At 58.0% G+C, this 22,037-nt stretch carries 17 protein-coding genes and 1 tRNA gene; 5 read left to right on the top strand and 13 right to left on the bottom strand.

Annotated features, from left to right (window positions below; translation table 11 throughout):
• Nucleotides 1-6 precede the first annotated feature (6 nt).
• The 6 genes from H7B67_RS25960 to H7B67_RS25935 all read right to left on the bottom strand — a co-directional run bounded on the left by H7B67_RS25960 (nucleotide 7) and on the right by H7B67_RS25935 (nucleotide 9,711).
• Entirely contained in the window at nucleotides 7-2,316 is a 2,310-nt protein-coding gene (locus H7B67_RS25960; protein WP_425353894.1) for a glycoside hydrolase family 3 N-terminal domain-containing protein, read from the bottom strand.
• A 372-nt stretch (nucleotides 2,317-2,688) separates the two neighbouring features.
• A complete protein-coding gene (locus tag H7B67_RS25955) occupies nucleotides 2,689-3,612 on the bottom strand; it encodes a carbohydrate ABC transporter permease (protein WP_185122795.1) in 924 nt (307 codons plus the stop codon).
• Between the two features lie 30 nt (nucleotides 3,613-3,642).
• Complete coding sequence (locus tag H7B67_RS25950; protein WP_185122794.1) at nucleotides 3,643-4,572, bottom strand: ABC transporter permease; 930 nt, start codon at nucleotides 4,570-4,572, stop codon at nucleotides 3,643-3,645.
• 77 nt (nucleotides 4,573-4,649) lie between these two features.
• Nucleotides 4,650-6,131 carry an ABC transporter substrate-binding protein gene (locus H7B67_RS25945; protein WP_185122793.1) on the bottom strand — a complete coding sequence of 494 codons (1,482 nt, stop codon included), beginning with the start codon at nucleotides 6,129-6,131 and terminating at the stop codon, nucleotides 4,650-4,652.
• Nucleotides 6,132-6,330: 199 nt separating this feature from the next.
• Nucleotides 6,331-7,863 carry a response regulator transcription factor gene (locus H7B67_RS25940; RefSeq protein WP_185122792.1) on the bottom strand — a complete coding sequence of 511 codons (1,533 nt, stop codon included), beginning with the start codon at nucleotides 7,861-7,863 and terminating at the stop codon, nucleotides 6,331-6,333.
• A 39-nt stretch (nucleotides 7,864-7,902) separates the two neighbouring features.
• Nucleotides 7,903-9,711, bottom strand: a complete 1,809-nt coding sequence (locus H7B67_RS25935) for a sensor histidine kinase (protein ID WP_185122791.1) — start codon at nucleotides 9,709-9,711, stop codon at nucleotides 7,903-7,905.
• Between the two features lie 118 nt (nucleotides 9,712-9,829).
• On the opposite strand from H7B67_RS25935, the gene H7B67_RS25930 reads away from it, so the two are divergent.
• Complete coding sequence (locus H7B67_RS25930; protein ID WP_185122790.1) at nucleotides 9,830-10,309, top strand: DinB family protein; 480 nt, start codon at nucleotides 9,830-9,832, stop codon at nucleotides 10,307-10,309.
• Nucleotides 10,310-10,727: 418 nt separating this feature from the next.
• On the opposite strand, the gene eno is transcribed toward H7B67_RS25930, so the two are convergent.
• From eno to H7B67_RS25900, 6 genes are all read right to left on the bottom strand, one after another.
• Entirely contained in the window at nucleotides 10,728-12,020 is a 1,293-nt protein-coding gene (gene eno / locus H7B67_RS25925) for a phosphopyruvate hydratase (protein WP_185122789.1), read from the bottom strand.
• A gap of 100 nt (nucleotides 12,021-12,120) precedes the next feature.
• A complete protein-coding gene (gene gpmI, locus H7B67_RS25920; protein WP_185122788.1) occupies nucleotides 12,121-13,659 on the bottom strand; it encodes a 2,3-bisphosphoglycerate-independent phosphoglycerate mutase in 1,539 nt (512 codons plus the stop codon).
• 1 nt (nucleotide 13,660) lies between these two features.
• Nucleotides 13,661-14,416, bottom strand: coding sequence for a triose-phosphate isomerase (tpiA, locus tag H7B67_RS25915; RefSeq protein ID WP_185122787.1), 756 nt, complete (start codon nucleotides 14,414-14,416; stop codon nucleotides 13,661-13,663).
• A gap of 10 nt (nucleotides 14,417-14,426) precedes the next feature.
• A complete protein-coding gene (locus H7B67_RS25910; RefSeq protein ID WP_185122786.1) occupies nucleotides 14,427-15,608 on the bottom strand; it encodes a phosphoglycerate kinase in 1,182 nt (393 codons plus the stop codon).
• 109 nt (nucleotides 15,609-15,717) lie between these two features.
• Nucleotides 15,718-16,725 carry a type I glyceraldehyde-3-phosphate dehydrogenase gene (gene gap, locus H7B67_RS25905; RefSeq protein ID WP_185122785.1) on the bottom strand — a complete coding sequence of 336 codons (1,008 nt, stop codon included), beginning with the start codon at nucleotides 16,723-16,725 and terminating at the stop codon, nucleotides 15,718-15,720.
• A gap of 97 nt (nucleotides 16,726-16,822) precedes the next feature.
• A complete protein-coding gene (locus H7B67_RS25900; protein WP_185122784.1) occupies nucleotides 16,823-17,845 on the bottom strand; it encodes a sugar-binding transcriptional regulator in 1,023 nt (340 codons plus the stop codon).
• Between the two features lie 235 nt (nucleotides 17,846-18,080).
• On the opposite strand from H7B67_RS25900, the gene H7B67_RS25895 reads away from it, so the two are divergent.
• The 4 genes from H7B67_RS25895 (at nucleotide 18,081) to H7B67_RS25880 (ending at nucleotide 21,112) form a co-directional block, all read left to right on the top strand.
• Nucleotides 18,081-18,155: transfer RNA gene (locus H7B67_RS25895), tRNA-Arg, on the top strand.
• Nucleotides 18,156-18,513: 358 nt separating this feature from the next.
• Nucleotides 18,514-19,095, top strand: a complete 582-nt coding sequence (gene clpP / locus H7B67_RS25890; RefSeq protein ID WP_185122783.1) for an ATP-dependent Clp endopeptidase proteolytic subunit ClpP — start codon at nucleotides 18,514-18,516, stop codon at nucleotides 19,093-19,095.
• Between the two features lie 205 nt (nucleotides 19,096-19,300).
• The gene (gene sda / locus H7B67_RS31015) at nucleotides 19,301-19,576 is read left to right on the top strand and encodes a sporulation histidine kinase inhibitor Sda (RefSeq protein ID WP_245363555.1); all 276 of its coding nucleotides are present in this window, start codon (nucleotides 19,301-19,303) and stop codon (nucleotides 19,574-19,576) included.
• A 270-nt stretch (nucleotides 19,577-19,846) separates the two neighbouring features.
• Nucleotides 19,847-21,112: an MDR family MFS transporter gene (locus tag H7B67_RS25880; protein ID WP_185122782.1), complete on the top strand. Its 1,266-nt coding sequence runs from the start codon at nucleotides 19,847-19,849 to the stop codon at nucleotides 21,110-21,112.
• 77 nt (nucleotides 21,113-21,189) lie between these two features.
• On the opposite strand, the gene H7B67_RS25875 is transcribed toward H7B67_RS25880, so the two are convergent.
• Nucleotides 21,190-21,948: an SIMPL domain-containing protein gene (locus tag H7B67_RS25875; RefSeq protein WP_185122781.1), complete on the bottom strand. Its 759-nt coding sequence runs from the start codon at nucleotides 21,946-21,948 to the stop codon at nucleotides 21,190-21,192.
• Nucleotides 21,949-22,037 lie beyond the last annotated feature (89 nt).

Below are 22,037 nucleotides of genomic sequence, written 5' to 3'. Positions count from 1 at the left end.
TCGGGTTCATCGCCCTGCCTCCTTCTCCACGAGAAGCTCCGCTTCAAGCGTCTCGACCGAGCTGCCGCCGACAAGGATCCGGAACGCGCCCGGCTCGACGACTCTCTCGTAGTTCTCGCCGACGTACTCCAGCTCGGCGGCCCCGACCCGGAACGCGACGGTCTTCGTCTCTCCCGGCGCCAGCTCGATCTTGCGGAAGCCCTTCAGCTCCCGCTCCGGACGGGTGTACGCGCTCGCCCGGTCGGAGATATATAATTGAACGACTTCCGAGCCGGCGCGCTCTCCCGCGTTCGTCACGTCCACCGTGACGGTCGCTTCGCCGTCCGTTCCGATGACGCCGGTCGAAACCTTCAAATTGTCGTAACGATATTCCGTATAGCTAAGCCCGAAGCCGAACGGATACTGCGGCCGGGAATCGGCCTCCAGGTACCTCTTGCCTCTGGAACGCTTGCCGTTGTAGAACACCGGAAGCTGCCCGACGTGCTTCGGAATCGAGATCGTCAGCCGTCCCGAAGGATTCGCGTCGCCGAACAGCAGGTCGGCGATTGCGTGGCCGCCCTCTTGGCCTGGGTACCAGGCTTCGAGAATGGCGTCCGCGCGCTCGTCGATCCAAGGCTCGGCGATCGGCCGTCCGTTGACGTAGACGACGATCAGCTTCTTGCCCAGCTTATGAATCTCTTGGATCAGCTCAAGCTGGACGCCCGACAGGCGAAGCGACAGGCGGTCGATGCCTTCGCCGCAGTCCATGTCGTTCCAGGAGTCCCCCGTCACGAGAGAAGCCCCGGTGCGAAGGTCGATCGTCCCTTCGCCGAAGTCCCGGGCGCTGGAGCCGCCGACGACCATCACGATCGTGTCGGCCTTGGCCGCCGTCTCCAGCGCGAACGGGAACCCTTCGCGGTCCTCGCCGCGAATGCGGCAGCCCGGCGCGTACAGCACGCGACCCGGCTCGTCCGCGAAACGAGCCTGCAGGCCCGCGAGAACCGTCGCGACCCGGCCCGCCGGCTGCGGCGACGTGTAGTCGCCGAGCTGGTTATAGCCGTTGTCCGCGTTCGGCCCGATGACCGCGATGACGCCGCAGTCGTCCGCCGACAGCGGCAGCGCCGCTCCTTCGTTCTTCAGCAGCACCGCGCCTTCCGCCGCGAGCTGCCGCGCCAGCTTCCGGTGCTCCTCGCTTCCGATGAGCTCCCCGGCGAGCCGGGCGTTCCCGTAAGGCTGCTCGAACAATCCCAGCCGGAACTTGAGCGTCAGCACCCGGCGAGCCGCCCGGTCGAGCGCCTCCAGGTTCAACTTCCCGGCTGCGGCCGCATTCAACAGATGCTTGCCGAACATCTCGCCCGACATCTCCATGTCGATGCCGGCCTCGAGCGACCGCGCGGCCGCTTCCTGGCCGTCCTCGGCGATGTCGTGCCCGGCCGCCAGCATGTCGATCGCGCCGCAGTCGGTGATGATCATGCCGTCGAAGCCCCATTCGCCGACGAGAATGTCGTCCAAGAGCTTCTTGTTCACCGTGCACGGAACGCCGTCGATCTCGTTATAAGCCGGCATGATCGAGGCCGCGCCCGCTTCCACCGCCTTGCGGAACGGATGCAGGTCGACCTCGAGCAGCTCGCGCCAGCCCATGTGCACCGGCCCGGCGTTGCGCCCGCCTTCCGAGCTGCCGTAGCCGACGTAGTGCTTCAGCGTCACGGCCACGCTGTCCTCGGAGGCCAGCGACTGCCCTTGCATTCCTTCGACGGCGGCGACCGCCATCTCGCCGATCAGATAAGGGTCCTCGCCGAAGCATTCCTCCGTCCGCCCCCAGCGAGGGTCGCGGACGACGTCGAGCACCGGCGAGTACGTGACCGCGCCGCCTTGGGCGCGCGTCTCCTTCGCGACCGCGCGGCACATCTCGCGGTACAGGTCGACGTTCCACGAGCTGCCGATCACGAGCGGCACCGGATAAACCGTGCCGCCGATCGCCATGTGCCCATGCGAGCATTCCTCTCCGATCAGGAGCGGAATGCCCAATCGCGAATTCTCGATCGCGTAGCGCTGGATCTCGTTCACCGCGTCCGCGCCTTCGGCAGGCGACAGCCCGGTCTCGAGGGTGACGCCGGTCCACGGGTCCGCGCGAAGCGTTCCGTACAACGCGCCGACTCCTCCGCGCTTCACCTGCTCTTTGAACGAATCCGTCAGCTCGATTTTCCCGTCTCTATGATCATAGGCCTGCCAGCCGAACGGTTGGATCAACTGGCCGACCTTCTCTTCCGTCGTCATCTGCCGAAGCAGCAGCTCCGCCCGTTCCTCGGGCGACTTCGAAGCGTCTCTATAGTCCACTCTCTCACCCTTCTCTCTCGGCGCCGACGCGCGATATTTCGCACATTCTTCCTCTTCTTGCGATCTGATTCTCGGTCTCACGATCAAATCCGGTGCCGATTCCCCTCTTACGGACATCCAGTCCGGTAGGGCGGCTAAATGGCGTCCTTCGATTTCTAACGGACATAGGAACCCCTTAGAAGGACGTAAACGCCTCTTTTAAGCAAAAACGGGTCGCTAACGGACTGGATGTCCGTAAAACTTCCAGAACTTGTTTTCCGGGCCTTTAAGCGTCGCTTGTGTCCGTTATGTGGCGTAACATGGCCTGCGATCCCGCAATGCCCCCATGGGGGGCCCCGGGCTCGCGCCCGGGAAACCGCTTATGTCTCGACCTTATTCCTTAACCGATCCGACCGTCAAGCCTTGCACGAAGTAACGCTGGAAGAACGGATAAGCGAAGATGATCGGCAGCGTCGCCAAGACGACCATCGCCATCCGGGCCGTATCCTGAGGCATCGAAGCGAGAGCTTCGAGGCTGACCGCGCTGTTGAGCGAGTTCTGCTGAATGAACTGCATGCTCGATTCTATTCTCATAAGCATCGATTGCAAGGGAACCAAATTCGGGTTTTCGATATACAGCAGAGCGTTAAACCAGTCGTTCCAATAACCCAGAGTGCTGAACAGGCCGATCGTCGCGAGACCCGGGAGCGACAGCGGAAGCACGAGGCGGATGAAGATCTTGAACTCGCCCGCGCCGTCGATCTTGCCCGATTCGATGATCGCGTCGGGAATGCCCGTAATGTAGAAGGTACGCAGAATCATAATGTAGAAGGCGTTCATCGCCATTGGCAGAATCAGCGCCCAGATGTTGTCTTTCAGATGAAGCAGCTGCGTGACGACGATGTAGGTCGGGATCATCCCGCCGTTGAACAGCATCGTGAACACGGCAAAAAGATTGAAGAATCTCCGGTAGGCGAAGCTCTTGCGGGATACGGCGTAAGCATACAGCGCGATCATTACCAGGCTGACGAGCGTGCCGACGACCGTCACCAGAATCGTCACCCCATAAGAGCGCAGCAGCGTATCGCCGGTTTGGAAAATATATTCGTAGGCTTCAAAGCTCCACTTCTCCGGAATGATCCGATATCCGTTGGTAGCGAGCGCCTTCTCGTCGGTAAACGAGATGATCAGCACGAAAACGAACGGGAACACGCAAAGGAACGAGAAAAGAGTGGCGAGAATGTTAAATAGGACATTCCAGCCTTTCGTTATTTGGTGAAAATCGCGTTTTTTCTTGGTTGCAGTTGCAGTGGACAACGTATAGCCCTCCTTTCTTAGGTGTAGGAATTAGAACAGCGCGCTATCTTTGTCTAGCTTGCGCACGGCAAAGTTGGACACCATGACGAGCACGAAGCCGACCACAGATTGGTACAAGCCGGCCGCGGTGCTCATGCCGATCTCGCCCGTCACCTTGAAACCGCGGTAGACGTACGTATCGATGACGTTCGTCACGGAGTAGAGCGTACCGGAGTCCCGAGGCACATTGTAGAAGAGACCGAAGTCTGCGTAGAAAATTTTGCCAACTGCCAGCAGCGTCATGATGATGATAATCGGCTTGAGCAGAGGGAGCGTGATGTTGCGAACCTGCTGCAGCTTGCTCGCTCCGTCGATCATCGCCGCTTCGTACAGCGACCTGTCGATGCCGAGGATGGATGCCAGATAAACGACGCTGCTGTAGCCGATCGATTTCCAAAGATAGACAAAGATCAGGATATACGGCCAATAGGTCGGATCCGAATACCATTGCATCGAATCGACCCCGAAGTATCCGAGTATATGATTCAGCAATCCGCGGTCCATGCTCAGGAAGCTGAACGCGAAGTAGCCGACGATGACCCAAGACAGGAAGTACGGCAGGAACATGCTCGTCTGATAGAGCTTCGCCAATCTTTTGTTCACCAGCTCCGAGAGGAGGATGGCAAGGCCGACGGAGAAGACGAGTCCGAGGAAAATAAACGCGATATTGTACAGAAGCGTATTGCGGGTAATCGTAAAGGCGGCATCGGTGTTGAACAGGAATTTGAAGTTGTCCCAGCCGACGAATTTGCTATTAATCAGACTGTTCCAGAAGCCGCCCCTGAACCGATACTCTTTGAACGCGGCAATCGTGCCGAACAGCGGCAGATAGGAAAAGAAGAGGAACCATAAGGCCCCCGGTAGTACCATAAGCAGCAAGACCTTGTTGCGGTTGAAGCGGCGGAAGAATGAGCCTGCCATCGCGAGTAATCCCCTCCTGGAAGTAAAAAAAGATCGGGCGAACGCAGCCCGCCCGATCTTTTTCTTTGTCAATTAGCTTACTTGTTCGCGGCTACCCAAGCGTCCAATTGGCTTTGCGCTTCGGCGATAACCTTGTCCATGCCGGCTTTCTTGAACTCGTCGATCGCCTTAGGCAGGAACGTGGCCGGGTCGACGGTACCGGTCATCAGGGATGCCCAGAACTGCTCCTTCACGTTCTGAACGGCCGTCATCTCGGTCGCTACCTTCGTGCTGTCGAAGTTGAAGCCGAGGATCGGGGAAGCCTTGCCTTCGGAGTTGAACTTCTTGAACTGATCCCACTTGTCGTCCGGGTCGCCTTCGTTCAGGTAGAGCAGCATGTTGTTGCCCAGCGAGTAGGACGGCATGTTGTAGTTCTGGGAAGCGTCCAGGTTCTTGATGTGCAGGTCGTCGATCTTCTCGTAGTGAGTGCCTTCGATGCCGGAGTCGACCATGTTGCGGAGAACCGGATCGGTGTTCAGCAGGTTCAGGAACTCCATCGCCTTCTCCGGATGCTCGGAGTTGGCGGAGATAGCCATGATCGAGCCTTGGACCGACGTGTTCGTGATGATCGCGTCGCTCGCCGGAGTCGTGGTGACCGGGTAGCCGTAGGAAGCGGACCAGAGGTTCTCCGCCAGCGGCTGGGTTTGCGCGCGGTCCAGCAGCCACTTGCCGGACGTCGTCAGGTCGCTCGTCGAGCCCGTCGTCGCCGCTTCAGGCGCGATATATCCCGCCATGTAGTACTTGTGCATCGTCTCGAGCGCGCTCTTCATCTCGTCCGTCTCGAGGATGTTGACGACCTTCATGTCCGAGCCGTCCAGCTTGACGGCCATCGGCATGTTCGTTACGAGGTAGTCGTAAGGAACGTAAGGAACGAAGTTCTTGTCCATTCCGAACGGAGTCACTTCCGACTCTTTCTCCTTGATGGTCTTCAGCAGCGGCTCGAGGCTCTCCAGGGTGCGGATGCCGGACGTATCCAGCTGGTACTTGTCCACGAGGTTCTTGTTGAAGCGCCATACCTCAAGCTGCGGAAGCTCCTTGTTGGCCGGAATGCCGTAGTTGTGGCCGTCGACCTTGGAGCCGCTCAGGAAGCCCGGATCGATCGTGTCCTTGATGCCCTGTCCGTATTTGTCAAGGAGCTCGTCCAGCTCGAGGAACGCTCCCTTGCGCGCGTTTTGCACGTAATCGAAGCCGCCGGCGGAGGTGAACAGGATGTCCATCGGCTCGCCCGAAGCGACCAATACCTGCATCTTCTGCTGGTAGTCGCCCCAATCGATCATCTTCATTTTGATAGTCGCGTTGATCTTCTCTTGGGTGTACTTGCTGACTTCGGCCATGACCGTGTCGACGTCTTTCTGAGGGGTGCCGATCGTGTACCAGATCAGTTCGACCGGCTTCTCGGAGCCGCTGCCGGAACCGGAGCCGGAAGCTTCGTTGTTGTTGCCGCCGCAACCGCTCAGAACGACCGAAAGCGCCGTCGTCGCGGCCAAGGCCAGACCTGCTCTTTTCTTTAACTTGCTCATCTTTTTCTGTGCCCTCCTCGAAGTTACTTTCTCTTACATGCCCTAACTTTAAAACATGAAAGCAGTTTCAAATAGACGACAAACTTAATAACTGCTGTTCAAATTAAAGAAAGACTGCTCGAAAGCAGTCTTTCTGCGCGGTATATGACCTATCCATGTCAGGAAAATAACGGGTGGCAGCCTAGCGGGATTCCGTTGATTAATGAAGCCCTTTGAACTCGCTGGGGGAGACCCCGACGAACTTCTTGAATTGCTTGTAGAAATATCCCGTCTCCCAATAGCCGACCTGCCTCGCGATGTCGTGAACCTTGAGAGAGGAGGTCTTGAGCAGCCTCTTCGCTTGCTCGATGCGGTACTTGTTGATATGTTCCGTGAAGCTCTCCCCGATCTCCTTCTGGAAAAGCTGGCCGAGGTAGACCGGATGAATGTGGAACCGCGTCCCCAGCGTTTTTAAGCTCAACTCGTCCGCGTAATGCTCTTCTATCTCGTTAAGAACCTGCCGCACGACCGGACTTCGGACGTCCATCGCCAAGGAATCCACGCAGCGCTCGGCCACTTGCCGAACCGCTTCGGCCAGCTCCGCATAATGGGAAGCCGAGTTCGCTTGTCCGATGCCGCCTTCGAACAGCTCGGGCTCGTCCGAATGCTTAATGGCCTTAAGCTCCATCTTGAAGCGAATGATCAGCTCGAGCGCCACCTCCTGAAGCCAGGCGGGCGTCATTCCCTCCATCAGCCGAAGCCGTTCGAAGTCGGCCGTGATGTCCTCGGACAGCTTCTCCTTGTCCCGGGTGACCAGAAGCTTGCGGTACGCTTCCCAATCGATCGGGAATTCGCCCAGCTCCGCTTTCTTGAGGGGCACCGTATCCTCGTAGTCGATCCATTCCCGATCCGGATCGATCATGAAGAACTCCTGCGCCTTCTTCGCCTCCCGATAGCTGTCCGAGATGGAGGAGAGGAGAGGATGCGGGCTGCCGAAGGACAGCCTCGCCGGCGTTCCGTTCGCGGACGGCGACGCGATTCGCTTGAGCTCCAGCGCCAGACCGGAACGGTCCTCTTCCGGCGAAGAGAGCCCCGCCAGCACGACGATGTCTCCGTCGAGGTCCCGAAACGGAATGACCGTTCCGCGCCCGTCGAAGGCGGAGGCGATTCTCTCCAGCGCCTCCTCCTGCTCTTCCAGCCCGGACGGCTCGCGCCGCAGCAGCGCGACGATGCCGTATGGCGCGTCCAACGAGAGGCCGAGCAGCTCCGCCCGTTCGTTCAGCTCCGCCTTGGAGATTCTGCCGTTCATCCAGCGGTACAACGTATTGTCCCGCATGATTTGAACGTTGTATTCGTGCAGCCTGGCGTCGGACCGGGAGTTCAGCAGCTTGTCCGCCGCGTTGCGCAGCGTATCTTGAAGCTCCTTCACGTTAATCGGCTTAAGCAGGTAATTCTCGATGCCGAGCATTAGCCCTTCCTTGAGGTAGTCGAACTCGTTGAATCCGCTTAAGATAACCGCTTTCAAATCCGGATGAAGCTCGCGGGCCCGGCGGATCAGATCCAAGCCGTTCATGAGCGGCATGGAGATATCGGTAATGAGAATGTCGACCGGTGTGTGGCGGAGCCGTTCCAGCGCCTCTTCGCCGTTCTCGGCGCTCCCGACCACCTCCAGCCCGTAGGCCGGCCAATCGATCGCATCCATCAAGCCTTCGGTGATAAACGGCTCGTCGTCGACTAGAAATACTTTGTACATCTCTCCCTGCGCCCCCCTCTGTCCATTCTGCCGGTTCTCCTACGCCGCGAGGCCCGGACCCGGGATATCCATCGTCACGACGGTCCCTTCCGACGGATCGCTCGCCAGCTCGATGCCGTATTCGGGTCCGTAAGCCAGCTTCAGCCTCTCATGCACGCTTCGCAGCCCGAACGAGCTTCCTTCCGTCTCCGGATAGTCCAGCTCGATCCGAATTTTTTTTAAGCGTTCCGCGTCGATCGGCTTGCCGTTGTTCCAAACCCGGAACCTAATCCTGCCGTCATCCGCTTTCGCCTCGATCCGGATCCGATTGTCCGTCCGGTTGGATTCCATGCCGTGAACGATGTAATTCTCCACGATCGGCTGAAGCATCAGCTTCGGAATCCGGACCGTCAGCAGCTCCGGAGGGCAGTCGATCTCGAACGCCAACTTGTCCTTATACCGGATGCGGAAGAGCTCCAGGAAGAGGCGGCACATCTCCAGCTCCTCGCCCAGCTTGCATTCCGCTCCCCCGCGAACCGAGTTGCGGAACAGAGCGGCCAGGCTGTAGATCATCTCGCCGACGTCCTCCGCTCCTTGGGACAGCGCCCGCATGCGGATAACTTCCAGCGTGTTGTACAGGAAGTGCGGGTTCACCCTCGCCTGCAGCGCGGCCAGCTCGGACTGGCGGAGCCGGATCTCCGCTTTGTACTCCCGGTCGATCATCCGGTTCAGCTCCTCCACCATGTCGTTGAAGCTGCGGGAGATCTGACCGAGCTCGTCCTCGCGCGGATCCTGCAGACGGGCGCCCAAGTCTCCTCCCTCCACCTTCTTCATGAAGCGGACGATCTTGTTCGTGCGTTTCGAGATGCTCGCGATCAGCAGGGACGGAATGACGACGGCGATCAGGATACAGATGGCCGCGATCAGGATAATCGTGTTCTTGAGCCGCTCGTACGACTCCGCCATCTCGCTCTTCGGCGAGATTCCGACGATCTTGTAGCCGGCCGTATTGGATTGCAGCATCGAGACGTACGAAGGCTCGTCCAAATCGGCCGTCTCCTGGAAGGCGTCGATCCTGTCCAAATACGGATAGGACTGTCCGTAATAACGCCCGGAGGAGTCGAACATGACCTGCCCTTCCGGCGTCAGCACCAGAATCGTCCCTTTGCTCGCCTCGGAGCTGCTCATCAGGGATTGCCGAATCATCTCCGAATCGAAGTAGACGACGATCTGGCCGATGTTCTTCAGCGTATTCTTGTCGTTGATCCGGCTCCTCATCGAATACAAGCGATTGTCCCATTGTTCGATCAGCTTGCGGACCCAGACGTTCGGCGTGGAAGCGTTCGAGCCTTCCATCGACATCAGGTCGGGAATGTAGGAGCGGGACGCGTTCGTCTGATAGATCTTGGGGGAGCCGACCGACTTGTACACGTACATCGCCTGCTTGTCGGAGCTGTACACGATAATATTGCGGATGTCGGAATCCGCTCCGAACTTGTCTCCGAAGTAGGATATGGCGTTGGCCGAGCCTCCTCCGCCGGTGTAGCCCTCGCCAAGCCGATATTGAAGATATTCCTGATAGGAATGCTTCAGGAGATAGGAGATGTTGTCGGATAGAAGATTGTCGCGATAGCTGTCCTGCACGACGGCTTGAACCCACTCGTACTTCTGCTCCAGGTATTGATTGACGCGGTCCATTGCTTCGCGCTGGTTATCGAGCTCGTTGCGGACGATCGACGCGGAGATAAAATTGAACAGGAAGTAAGAGAAGCCGATAACCGTCAGGATAACGATAACCGCGAACACGAAGATCACTTTGACGAACAAGTTGTTTTTGATGAAGTTGCGGTAGATCCTTCTCAGCCTCATCTTGGTCATCCCTCGCTGTCTTAGGCCAAACTTTTCTTCGCCTATTATAGCATGATCAAGACGCGGAGCATCCGGTTTGATAAAATGGGCATAACTTGCTAAAGGAGGCGTTTTATTCGTGATCCCCTTTTTCCGCTATAACTGGATCGTACGGGAGCAGTGGTACCAATGGTGCGAGGAGCTTCCTCTCGAGGAACTGATTAAGGAACGCACCGGCGGCGTGGGGGGCATTCTGCAAACGTTGTTCCACGTCGCCGACGTCGAGTGGAGCTGGATTCGCGTTCTTCAAGGCTTGCCGGATTTCGAGGAGCCCTTCGAGAATTACGCCACTTTGGCAAAAGTCAGGGAGCTGGACGCCCGGTTCCGTCCCGAGGTGGAGGAGTTCGTGAATAGCTGGGACGAGTCGATGGAGACGAGACCCCTGCACAATAGCCGTCAGGACGGCAGCGTAGAGGTGCTTGCCTGGGGCGAAGTCGTTCGCCACGTCATCGCCCATGAGATCCACCATATCGGCCAGCTGTCCGTCTGGTCGCGAGAGCTCGGCAGGGCTCCGGTCTCGGCGAACCTTATCCGCAAAGGGCTGATTTTGCCGGGATGACCGGTGGCGGCGGCTGAGATCCTCTCTAAGCCGACAATGTCGGCTTACAGCTCGGTTTTGCATGCCGCACATCTCTCTAAGCCGGTAATGTCGGCTTACAGCTCGCTTTCGAGGGCCGCGAACCTCTCTAAGCCGATAATGTCGGCTTACAGCTCGATTTTGCATGCCGCACATCTCTCTAAGCCGGTAATGTCGGCTTACAGCTCGCTTTCGAGGGCCGCGAACCTCTCTAAGCCGACAATGTCGGCTTACAGCTCGATTTTGCATGCCGCACATCTCTCTAAGCCGATAATGTCGGCTTACAGCTCGCTTTTGCATGCCGCACATCTCTCTAAGCCGATAATGTCGGCTTACATCCAAAAAAATCCCCAAGGCCGCCGCACCGGCGAATCCTTGGGGATTTTTCCGTATATTAATCTTACTTGAAGTCCTTCAGGTTGTAGAAGGCGTTCTTGCCGGCATAGATCGCCGTAGCGCCCAGACGGTCTTCTAGGCGAAGCAGTTGGTTGTACTTCGCTACGCGGTCCGTACGGGAAGGAGCGCCCGTCTTGATCTGGCCGGCGTTCGTAGCAACCGCGATGTCGGCGATCGTGCTGTCTTCGGATTCGCCGGAACGGTGGGAGATAACCGCCGTGTAGCCGGCGCGCTTAGCCATCTCGATAGCGTCGAACGTCTCGGTCAGGGAACCGATTTGGTTAACCTTGACGAGGATCGAGTTGCCGATGCCCTTCTCGATGCCTTGGGACAGGCGCTCGGTGTTCGTCACGAACAGGTCGTCGCCGACGAGCTGGATCTTGCCGCCCAGCTTCTCGGTCAGCAGCTTCCAGCCTTCCCAGTCGTCTTCGGAGCAGCCGTCTTCGATCGTGATCAGCGGGTACTTGTCTACCCAGCTAGCGAGCAGGTCCACGAACTCGGCGGACGTGTAGGACTTGCCTTCGCCTTCGAGGTGGTACTTGCCGTCCTTGTAGAACTCGGTGGAAGCGACGTCCATGCCCAGGAAGACGTCGACGCCCGGCTTGTAGCCGGCCTTCTCGATAGCTTCGATGATCGTGGACAGGGCTTCTTCGTTGGAGCCGAAGTTCGGAGCGAAGCCGCCTTCGTCGCCTACGGCCGTGTTCAGGCCTTTAGCCTTCAGTACGGACTTCAGGGAGTGGAAAATTTCCGCGCCGGTGCGGAGAGCTTCCTTGAAGGAAGGAGCGCCTACAGGCAGAACCATGAATTCTTGAACGTCAACGTTGTTGTCGGCATGAGCGCCGCCGTTGACGATGTTCATCATCGGAACCGGCAGCGTCTTCGCGTTGAAGCCGCCCAGGTAGACGGACAGCGGGATGTCCAGAGCGTCTGCAGCCGCGCGAGCGACGGCGATGGAGACGGCGAGGATAGCGTTAGCGCCCAGCTTAGCCTTGTTCGGCGTGCCGTCCAGCTCGATCATCTTGCGGTCGATCGTCACTTGGTCCAGAGCGTCGTAGCCGATCAGCTCGGGAGCGATGATGGAGTTGACGTTCTCGACGGCCTTCTCAACGCCCTTGCCCAGGTAACGGTTCTTGTCGCCGTCGCGAAGCTCAACCGCTTCGTAAGCGCCGGTGGAAGCGCCGGATGGAACGATGGCGCTGCCGAAGCCGCCGGATTCAAGAGTAACTTCGACTTCGACGGTAGGGTTACCGCGGGAGTCCAGCACTTCGCGTGCATATACGTCAGCAATGATCGTCATTAGGAAAACACTCCTCGTCTTCTTTTTTTCATTCTCTATTATCGACATCTGGAGGCGGCAGCGCAACTGTCGGCCTCCGATGTTATCTCAAGCGGGAAAATTACCCTTTAATCAGTGCCTTGCCCGTCATTTCCTTCGGCTGCGGCAGCTCGAGAAGCTTCAGCAGCGTAGGCGATACGTCGGCCAAAACGCCGTCGTCGTACAGCTCGACGCCCGCTTTCGTCACGATGAACGGAACCGGGTTCGTCGTGTGAGCCGTGAACGGACGTCCTTGATCGTCGATGACCATGTCGGCGTTGCCGTGGTCCGCGATGATGACGGCGACGCCGCCCTTCGCGAGAATCGCGTCGACGACCTTGCCGAGGCATTCGTCGGTCGCTTCGACCGCTTTGATCGTCGGCTCCAGCATGCCGGAGTGGCCGACCATGTCCGGGTTCGCGAAGTTCAGGATGATCGCGTCATGCTTCTCCGACTCGATCTCCTTGACCGCCGCGTCCGCTACTTCGTAAGCGCTCATCTCCGGCTTCAGGTCATAGGTAGCGACCTTAGGCGAATTGATGAGCACGCGGGTCTCGCCCGGAAGCTGAACGTCGCGTCCGCCGCTGAAGAAGAACGTCACGTGCGGGTACTTCTCCGTCTCCGCGATGCGAAGCTGGGTCTTGCCTTGCTGCACGAGAACCTCGCCGAGCGTGTTGTCGAGCTCCTTCGGCTTGTAAGCGACGAAGCCCCCGACGGATTCGGCGAACAGCGTCAGGCAGACGAAGTACAGGTTCTTCGGGAACTTGTCGCCGCGATCGAAGCCTCGGAAGTCTTCGTTCGTGAAGACGTTCGACAGCTGGATCGCGCGGTCCGGACGGAAGTTGAAGAAGACGACGGCGTCTTCCGACTCGACCAGGCCGACCGGCTTGTTGTCCGCTCCCACGATAACGGTCGGCATCACGAATTCGTCCATGACGGACTTCTCGTACGACTCCTTCACCGCTTGGATCGGATCGACGTAGGCAGGACCTTCGCCGTAAACCATGGCGCGGTAGGACTTCTCCGTGCGCTCCCAGCGCTTGTCGCGGTCCATCGCGTAGTAACGGCCTTGAACCGTCGCGATGCGGCCGACGCCGATCTCTTCAATCTTCCCTTGAAGCTGGGTCAGGTAACCGACCGCGCTGTCCGGAGCGACGTCGCGTCCGTCCAGGAACGCATGGATGTACACCTCGGACAGCTGCTCCTTCTTGGCCAGCTCGAGAAGAGCGAACAAGTGGGCGATGTGGCTATGTACGCCGCCATCGGAGAGAAGTCCGTACAGATGAAGCTTCTTGCCGTTCTGCTTGGCGTGGCGAACCGCCCCGAGCAGAGTCTCGTTCTCGAAGAAGTCGCCTTCGCGGATCGACTTCGTGATGCGAGTCAGATCCTGATACACGACGCGGCCGGCGCCGATGTTCAAGTGTCCGACTTCGGAGTTGCCCATTTGTCCTTCGGGCAGACCGACGGCTTCGCCTTGCGCCGTCAGCTTCGTGTGCGGGTAAGTCGCCCAGAGACGGTCGAATACCGGCTTCTTCGCTTGAGCCACGGCGTTGCCGTGCGTCTCTTCGCGAAGGCCGAAGCCGTCGAGAATAATAAGGGCTACGGGTTTCGGCGCGGCCATCTTACTTCGCCCCCTCGACCAATGCGATATAAGAAGCAGGCTCCAGACTTGCGCCTCCTACCAGGGCTCCGTCGATGTCGGACTCGCCCAGGTATTCCGCGACGTTGTTCGGCTTCACGCTGCCTCCGTATTGAATGCGCACCTTAGCCGCGACTTCCGCGCCGTATAATCCGCCGACGACGCTGCGGATATAAGCGATCGCATCGTTCGCGTCCTTGGCCGTCGAAGACTTGCCGGTTCCGATCGCCCAGATCGGCTCGTAGGCGATGACGGTCTCGGCGACTTGCTCCGCCGTCAGGCCGCTAAGCGCCGCTTCCGTTTGAACGCGGTTCACTTCGTCCGTCTTGCCGGCTTCGCGCTCTTCGAGCTTCTCGCCCACGCACAGGATCGGAGTCAGGCCGTGCTTGAACGCGGCATGCAGCTTCTTGTTGACCGTCTCGTCGGTCTCATTGAAGTATTGGCGACGCTCGGAGTGGCCGATGATGACGTAATCGACGCCGAGATCCTTCAGCATGACGCCGCTGATCTCGCCGGTGTAAGCGCCGTTGTCTTCGAAGTGAAGGTTCTGCGCGCCGATCTTGATCGACGTGCCCTTCACTGCGGATACGAGCGCCGGAAGCGCGATGTAAGGAGCGCAGATGACGCTCTCGACGCCCGCAACCTCCGCCTTGCCCTTCACTTCGGCCACGAAAGCGACTGCCTCCGGAACCGTTTTGAACATTTTCCAGTTGCCTGCAATGATCGGAGTTCTGCTCATGGGTTTACCCTCACTTATCGTTCAGCGCAACGACGCCTGGAAGAGCCTTGCCTTCCATGAATTCCAGGGAAGCGCCGCCGCCTGTGGAGATATGGTCCATCTTGTCGGCCATTTGGAACTTTTCGACCGCCGCAGCGGAGTCGCCGCCGCCGATAACGGTATAGCCGGACGTTTCCGCGCAAGCTTGAGCTACCGCGCGGGTGCCGTGCGCGAAGTCGTCGACTTCGAATACGCCCATCGGTCCGTTCCAGACGACGAGCTTGGAGTTCTTGATGACTTCCGCGTAGATCTCGCGGGTCTTCGGTCCGATGTCAACGCCTTCCTTGTTGGCCGGAATTCCGCCTACGCCGACGATTTCCGAGTTGACGGCAGCCTTAAAGTCTTCCGATACCACGATATCGACCGGCAGATAGAGCTTCTTGCCGAGCTTCTTCGCTTTCTCGACGAATTCGAGCGTCAGGTCCAGCTTGGAGTCGTCGCACAGCGACAGGCCGATCTCGTTGCCTTGAGCCTTGAGGAACGTGTAGGACAGGCCGCCGCCGATCAGGATGTTGTCGGCGATCTCGATCATCTTGTTGATGACGTCGATCTTGTCCTTAACCTTGGAGCCGCCGACGATTGCCGTGAACGGACGCTCCGGATTGTTCAGAGCCTTGCCAAGAACGTCGAGCTCTTTCTCCATCAGGAGACCGGATACGGCAGGCAGGAAGTGCGCGATGCCTTCGGTGGAAGCGTGAGCGCGGTGAGCGGCTCCGAACGCGTCGTTGACGAAGATGTCGGCCAGCCCGGCGAAAGCCTTCGCGAGTTCCGGATCGTTCTTCTCTTCGCCTTCGTAGAAGCGAACGTTCTCGAGCAGAAGGACGTCGCCTTCGTTCAGGGCGGCAACCTTCGCTTCTACGGCGGCGCCGATCGCTTCGTCAGCCTTCGCAACCGGCTTGCCGAGCAGCTCGGACAGGCGAGCGGCCGCCGGAGTCAAGCGCATCTCCTCGACGAATTGTCCCTTCGGACGTCCCAGGTGGCTCGCCAGGATGATCTTGGCGCCCTTCTCGATCAGGAACTTGATCGTAGGCAGGGTCTCCCGGATCCGGGTGTCGTCGGTAATAGCTCCATTCTCCAGCGGGACGTTGAAGTCCACGCGGACGAACACTTTCTTGCCCTTCACGTCGATATCGCGAATGCTCTTCTTGTTCATGGTAAGCCTCTCCTCCTGTTAAGTTCATATCTTTATAAACGGAGTTAAAGAGGAGAACGCAGGTCTCCTCTTTAGCCGTTTATTTGTTATAGATAGGTTGTATCGAATCTTACAGGCCCTTGCTAGCGATGAACGCAGCCAGGTCTACGACGCGGTTGGAGTAGCCCCACTCGTTGTCGTACCAGGAAACGACCTTAACCATGTTACCTTCAACTACCATTGTCGACAGAGCGTCGATCGTGGAGGAAGCAGGATCCGTGTTGTAGTCGCTGGATACCAGCGGCTCGTCGGAGTAGTTCAGGATACCCTTCAGCGGGCCTTCGGCAGCAGCCTTGAGCGCTGCGTTTACTTCTTCGACCGTTACGTTGACCTTCAGTTCGGCAACGAGGTCGGTGACGGATACGTTCTTGGTAGGTACGCGGAACGACATGCCGTTCAGCTTGCCCTTCAGCTCAGGCAGAACCAGGCCGATTGCCTTGGCAGCGCCCGTGGAGGACGGGATGATGTTCTCGGCAGCGGCGCGAGCGCGGCGCAGATCCTTGTGCGGCAGGTCAAGCACTTGCTGGTCGTTCGTATAGGAGTGGATCGTCGTCATCATGCCCTTGACGATGCCGAATTGGTCGTTAAGCACCTTCGTGAACGGCGCGAGGCAGTTCGTCGTGCAGGAAGCGTTGGAGATGATCGTGTGGGAAGCAGCGTCGTACTTGTCTTCGTTGACGCCCAGAACGATCGTGATGTCTTCGTTCGTAGCCGGAGCGGAGATGATAACCTTCTTGGCGCCGCCCTTCAGGTGAAGCTCGGCCTTCTCCTTAGCCGTGAAGATACCCGTGGACTCGACAACGATCTCGGCGCCGACGGAAGACCAAGGCAGGTTGCCCGGATCGCGCTCTGCGAATACCTTGATCGTCTTGCCGTTTACGATCAGAGCGCCTTCGCCAACTTCAACGGTTGCCTTCAGGCGGCCATGAGTAGTGTCATATTTAAGCAAATGAGCAAGCGTGCTTACGTCCGTCAGGTCGTTGATAGCAACCACTTCTACATTCGGGTTATTCAAGGAAGCGCGGAATACGTTACGTCCAATACGTCCGAAGCCATTGATACCGATTTTAACACTCATGAATGGTTCCTCCTTGGAAATCTTTGTTTTATTTTGATCTATATCAGGCGCGGTAATGCGCCAAGACCACAGGTTAAGTATGTTGCGCCGCGTCCGGTCAGCCGTGCTTCAAAGCTTCTTCGGCTGCCGCTTCGTCCGTCACGAGAATATCGTCGTGGCCGAATTTCAGCACGGCGGCGATCGCCTCGCCCTTGCTTCGTCCGCCCGCGAGTCCGATAACCGTTCTGGCGGCTTCGATGTCCTCCAGGTGAAGCCCGGCATTCGCCGTTCGGTGCATGACCGCGCCCGAGCTATTGAAGTAATAGCCGAAGGCTTCCGCAAGAGCTCCGTCCTGAAGCAGCGTTTCGATCGTCCGGTCGTCCAGCTTGCGCCTTCTCGCCATGGTGGTGGCATCTCCGATCCCGTGAACGACGATATGCGCCCTTCGGATCATATCCACGACTTCCCGAACGTTCGGCTCCATCATGATCGTCTGATAAGCTTCTTCGCTTAGGTGATCCGGAACGTGAAGCATTCTGGAACGGGCTCCCGTCTTCTTCGCCAACTGGGCGGCAATCGTGTTCGCCTGGTAGTCGACGCTCTCGCCGAGACCGCCTCTTGCCGGAACGAACCAATTGTCTTGCAACGGGGACGAGACCTTGAAATGAGCGGACATGCTGGCCATCGTCGTGCCCCCCATGACGGCGACGATGTCGCCCGGGGACAGCATCTGGCCGAGTACCCGTCCGCCGGCTCTTCCGAGCTCCCGCTTCACCTCGTCGGAGGAGTCCGAATCTCCCGCCACGACGACGACTTGGCGCAAGCCGAATTTCGCGCGAACGGCTTCCTCCAGCTCCGATAATCCGAACAGCTCCTTGACGAGAGGCTCCATCTCTTCGAGCAAGCGTCTTCCCGCCTCGCTGAGGGTCATGCCCGCGGTTCCGGCTTCAAGCAAGCCTTGCTCCCGTAGAAGATCGAGCTCGGCGCGCAGGGTGCGTTCGGTGAGGTCCAAGCTAGCGGCGAGCGAGCGGCGTCCCATGGTTCCCGAAATGAGAATCCGATGAAGAATGTCGTATCTCTTCTTCATGACTTGAAGCAGGTCCGGGACAAGCTTCTTCTGTACTTGCAGGATCTTGCTCATCGACTGGCTTCCCCCTATTGCCGGATGCTTCTCGGCAAACTGCGGGCCGCAGGGCTGGACGTATAATGTCCCGCTACATCCATTTAAGTCCCACACATTTATTTTAATGGAACTTCTTGTTTAGCGCAATAGAGTTTTCAAACATTCGACTTTTTTGGCGTTTCGAAATCTCTTGCTTTCTTCGCCGTCTTCGACTATAATAACTTTTGCTGTCTACTTGCTTGGTTTATGACATGCGCCCGTGGTCCAAAGGATATGACGCAGGCCTCCGGAGCCTGAGATCGGGGTTCGATTCCCTGCGGGCGCGCCACCTTTATAATGAAATCTCGAAGCAGCCGTTATTCGCGGCTGCTTTTTTGCTGTCTTGACGTCCGTTCGCTCGGCAAGCGGCTTCCTATATAATGGCTATCGGGCGCCCCTCGTCTCCGCCAACCTTGTCCCGCCAGCTTATCCCCCGTCCGGATCGCCGACCGGATCCCCTCCGCTCCGCCTTCCAAATCGGTTCCCGACTCCTTTTACGAACCTCCCGCCAAACTCCAACAACCGCCCCGGCAAGTCTCGCCGATTTTTTCGCGGGACGACTTTGACTTTCTTTGACTTTTGTTTGGCAATGGATTAGAATGGAGAAACCATAATCACTACCCCTAATTTCAAGGAGGGATTGACGCATGAGCTTTGTCCCAATGGTCATCGAACAGAGCAATCGCGGAGAACGCGCCTATGACATTTATTCCCGACTTCTCAAGGATCGAATCATCTTCCTGGGAAGCGGAGTGAACGATGTCGTCGCCAACTCCATTATCGCACAGATGCTATTCCTGGCTGCTGACGATCCCGAGAAGGATATCAGCCTCTACATCAATTCGCCCGGCGGCTCGATTACGGCCGGCATGGCCATCTACGACACCATGCAATTCATCAAGCCCGACGTCTCCACGATCTGCGTGGGCATGGCGGCTTCCATGGGCGCTTTCCTGCTCGCGGCGGGAGCCAAAGGCAAACGCTACGCGCTTCCGAACAGCGAAGTGATGATTCACCAGCCGCTCGGCGGAGCCGAAGGACAAGCAAGCGACATCGAGATCCGCGCCCGACGCATCCTGAAGATGCGCGACAAGCTGAACCGCATCCTGTCCGAACGCACCGGGCAGCCGCTCGAGAAGATCGAGAAGGATACCGACCGCGACAACTTCATGGAAGCGGAAGCGGCGCGCGAGTACGGTCTGGTCGATAAAGTCATCGAGAAACTGTAAGTCCTCACGCGAAGCACCTCTCTCCGACTGCTTGAGTCGGGGGAGGTGCTTTTATCACACCATTCGAGTTTTGTCAACAGAAATTCAAAACTTTGAATCCCCCCTCTGCGAATCGAATATCCCATGATAAACTAGATTCATAAGAAGTTCCATAAACAACCATATCTAGCTGTGGCCTAGAAATACCGCGAAGGGGGAACCCCCAATGAGTCGTCCATCCCAAACGATCCGCTTGGTATCTAGCAACAAGACGCTGCAATATCCTGCACAACCTTCCAAGCAAGCTTCCGGATCCGACTTCCCAGAGATGATCGCCGCAAGGCAGCTTAGCGACAAAGCTTCGCTTCTGCGCCCGTTGAAGGATGAGCACCTTCTGGAAGTATATCGTGAAGCAAAGAGAATGAATCTGTCGCATGAGTTCATCGAACTCCTGGAAGATGCGATCGAGATGCGCCAGTTGGAGCATCGGTTGAAGGCTTAAACCGAAGCGCCGGCTTGGCTTGCAAGTCATAAGATCATATATACTCAACAGCCTGGGCTCAGGCTCGTTCAACTATCGGTGAAGCAGGATCTATCTGCTTCACCTTATTATTTTCTCCAAGATTCCCCCGTTCGTTCGATCCTGAGTACGCGCCCGCGCTCCTCATTTCCTCCTATTGGCCTCTTTGGAAGCCGCTCCGGACTCCTCTTGTATTCTGCGAAGCTTATGGATATGATGAATGGATATTTGCCCATTGGAGACATCGCAACCATGAGAATACGAGATTGGGACTTTAATCTGAGAATCCGCATCATCGGGGAGTCCGCCACCAACATAAGCTTCTGGATCTTCTTCCCCTATCTGACCATTTACTTCTCCGACGCTCTTGGCAAAGGGACCAGCGGCATGCTGCTGGTCGCCTCGCAGGTCGTCTCCGTGTTCGCCAACCTGATCGGCGGCTATTGCGCCGACCGTTTCGGCCGCAAGCGAATGATGATCGCCGCTTCTGCCGGACAAAGCCTCGGCTACGGATTGTTCGCTCTTGCCCTCTCCCCGTGGGTCGACCTCCCGCTGCTAGGCTTCGTCGGCTTCGCCTTCGCCAGCATGTCCGGCTCGATGTACTGGCCCGCCAGCCAAGCGATGGTCGCCGACGTCGTCGAAGATAAGCATAGAAACCGGGTATTCGCGACGTTCTATGCCGTTCAGAACTTCTCCGTCGTCATCGGTCCGCTGATCGGCTCCGTTCTGTTCCTGGATCATCCGTCCGCGGTGCTGCTCGCGGCGAGCCTCGTCTGCCTTGCTCTCGCTATAACGCTAAGCGCAGCCTTAGCGGAAACGCTCTCTCCGGAGAAGCTGGCCGCCAAGAAACAGTCCGGCTCCTGGTCCGAAGCGATCCTCGCCCAGATGAAGGACTACCGCATCATCGTGACCGACCGCGTCTTCCTTCTCTTTATCCTTGCCGGGGTCCTCATCGCCCAAACGTTCATGCAGCTCGATTTGCTTTTCCCGATCTACCTGAAGGAGACGATCGAGAACGCATCCCTTCGGATCGGCGATTGGCAAGCGCATTTCGGCGGCGAGAAGCTGTTCGGGATGCTCGTCTCCGAGAACGGTCTCCTCGTCGTCCTGTTCACCGTGATCGTCACGAAGTGGATGGACCGCTACAAGGATCGATATGTGTTTATCGGAACCGCCCTCGTATACGCGCTCAGCATTTTCCTGTTCGGCCAGACAAGCTCCGTATTCGGGCTCGTTGCGGTCATGGCGCTGTTCACCTTCGCCGAGCTCATGTCCACGGGTCCGCAGCAGGCCTTCGTCGCCAGGCTGGCGCCGGACGATAAGAGAGGACAATACTTCGCGGCTTCCAGCCTCCGGTTCACTCTGGGCAGAACCATCGCGCCTCTCTCCGTCCCGTTAAGCGATGCGATCGGATATCCCTGGACATTCGGCCTTCTGACGGCGTTGTCTTGCTTGGCAGCCCTGATTTATCACATGATGTTCAATCGGTTCGAGAAGCAGAGTTCATTCGGCAATTAGCCTTCGTCACACGCAAGCACGCTAGCACGCTAGCAACAAAAAAAGAGCGTGCGGCCGCACGCTCCCTTTAGATCCCGTTACTTCATCGCATATTGAACGGTTACGTTCGTAGTGATCTCGATTTGGCCGCCTTGGATCGAGGTCGACGCCGCATCGCTGGCCATGGCCTTGGCCATCTGCAGGGACTCCGCTTGGACGACCGGAATCGGCGAGACCTCGCCTTGGACGATATTCAGCACCTCGCCCAGCTGCTTCTTGGCGGAGGTCGCCAGGACGGCGGCTTTGGCATCCGCGTTCGCCATCGCTTTCTTCAGAGCCTCGAGCTCGTATTGCTCTTGCTTCTCCGTGCTGAACTGAACTCCGTTCATGCGGTTGGCTCCGGCCGCGGACAGATCGTCCAGCAGCTTGCCGATCTCCGCGAGCTTGCGGAAGGAGACCTTAACGGAATGGGTAGCCACGTAGCCCTTCAGCACTTGGCCCTCCTTCTCCGTGTAGTTGTACTCCGGCTGAACGTTGAAGCCGACCGTTTGAACGTCTTGCTTGCTCAGGCCGTAAGTCGAGTACAGCACCTTCTCCACCGCGGCGAACTTATCCGCGTTCGCTTGCTGCGCCGTTTTGGCGTCAGCTCCTCTCGTCTCCACCGAGAAATTCACATACGCGATGTCCGGCTCCGCCTTGATCGAGCCTTCGGCCCCGACCGTAATCGTATTAACCGCCGTCGCATTCGTCGTCTCCGCCGACACCGGCTTCACCTCCCCGCGTCCATCGAACCCGATCCAGCCTACCAACAGTACCGCCAGTGCAATCGCTGCCGTCTGCAGTCCCTTTTTGCCCATTGCCCATCAACACCCCTTTATCGGTTTGTCTTCTCGACGCAGAGGGTGCCCGGAAAGTTGCATAATATTCTCGCCCGAAACAAAATCTT

The organism is Cohnella thailandensis, from assembly GCF_014212135.1.
GTDB lineage: Bacteria > Bacillota > Bacilli > Paenibacillales > Paenibacillaceae > Cohnella > Cohnella thailandensis.
This window is presented reverse-complemented; position numbering and strand designations above follow the sequence as displayed.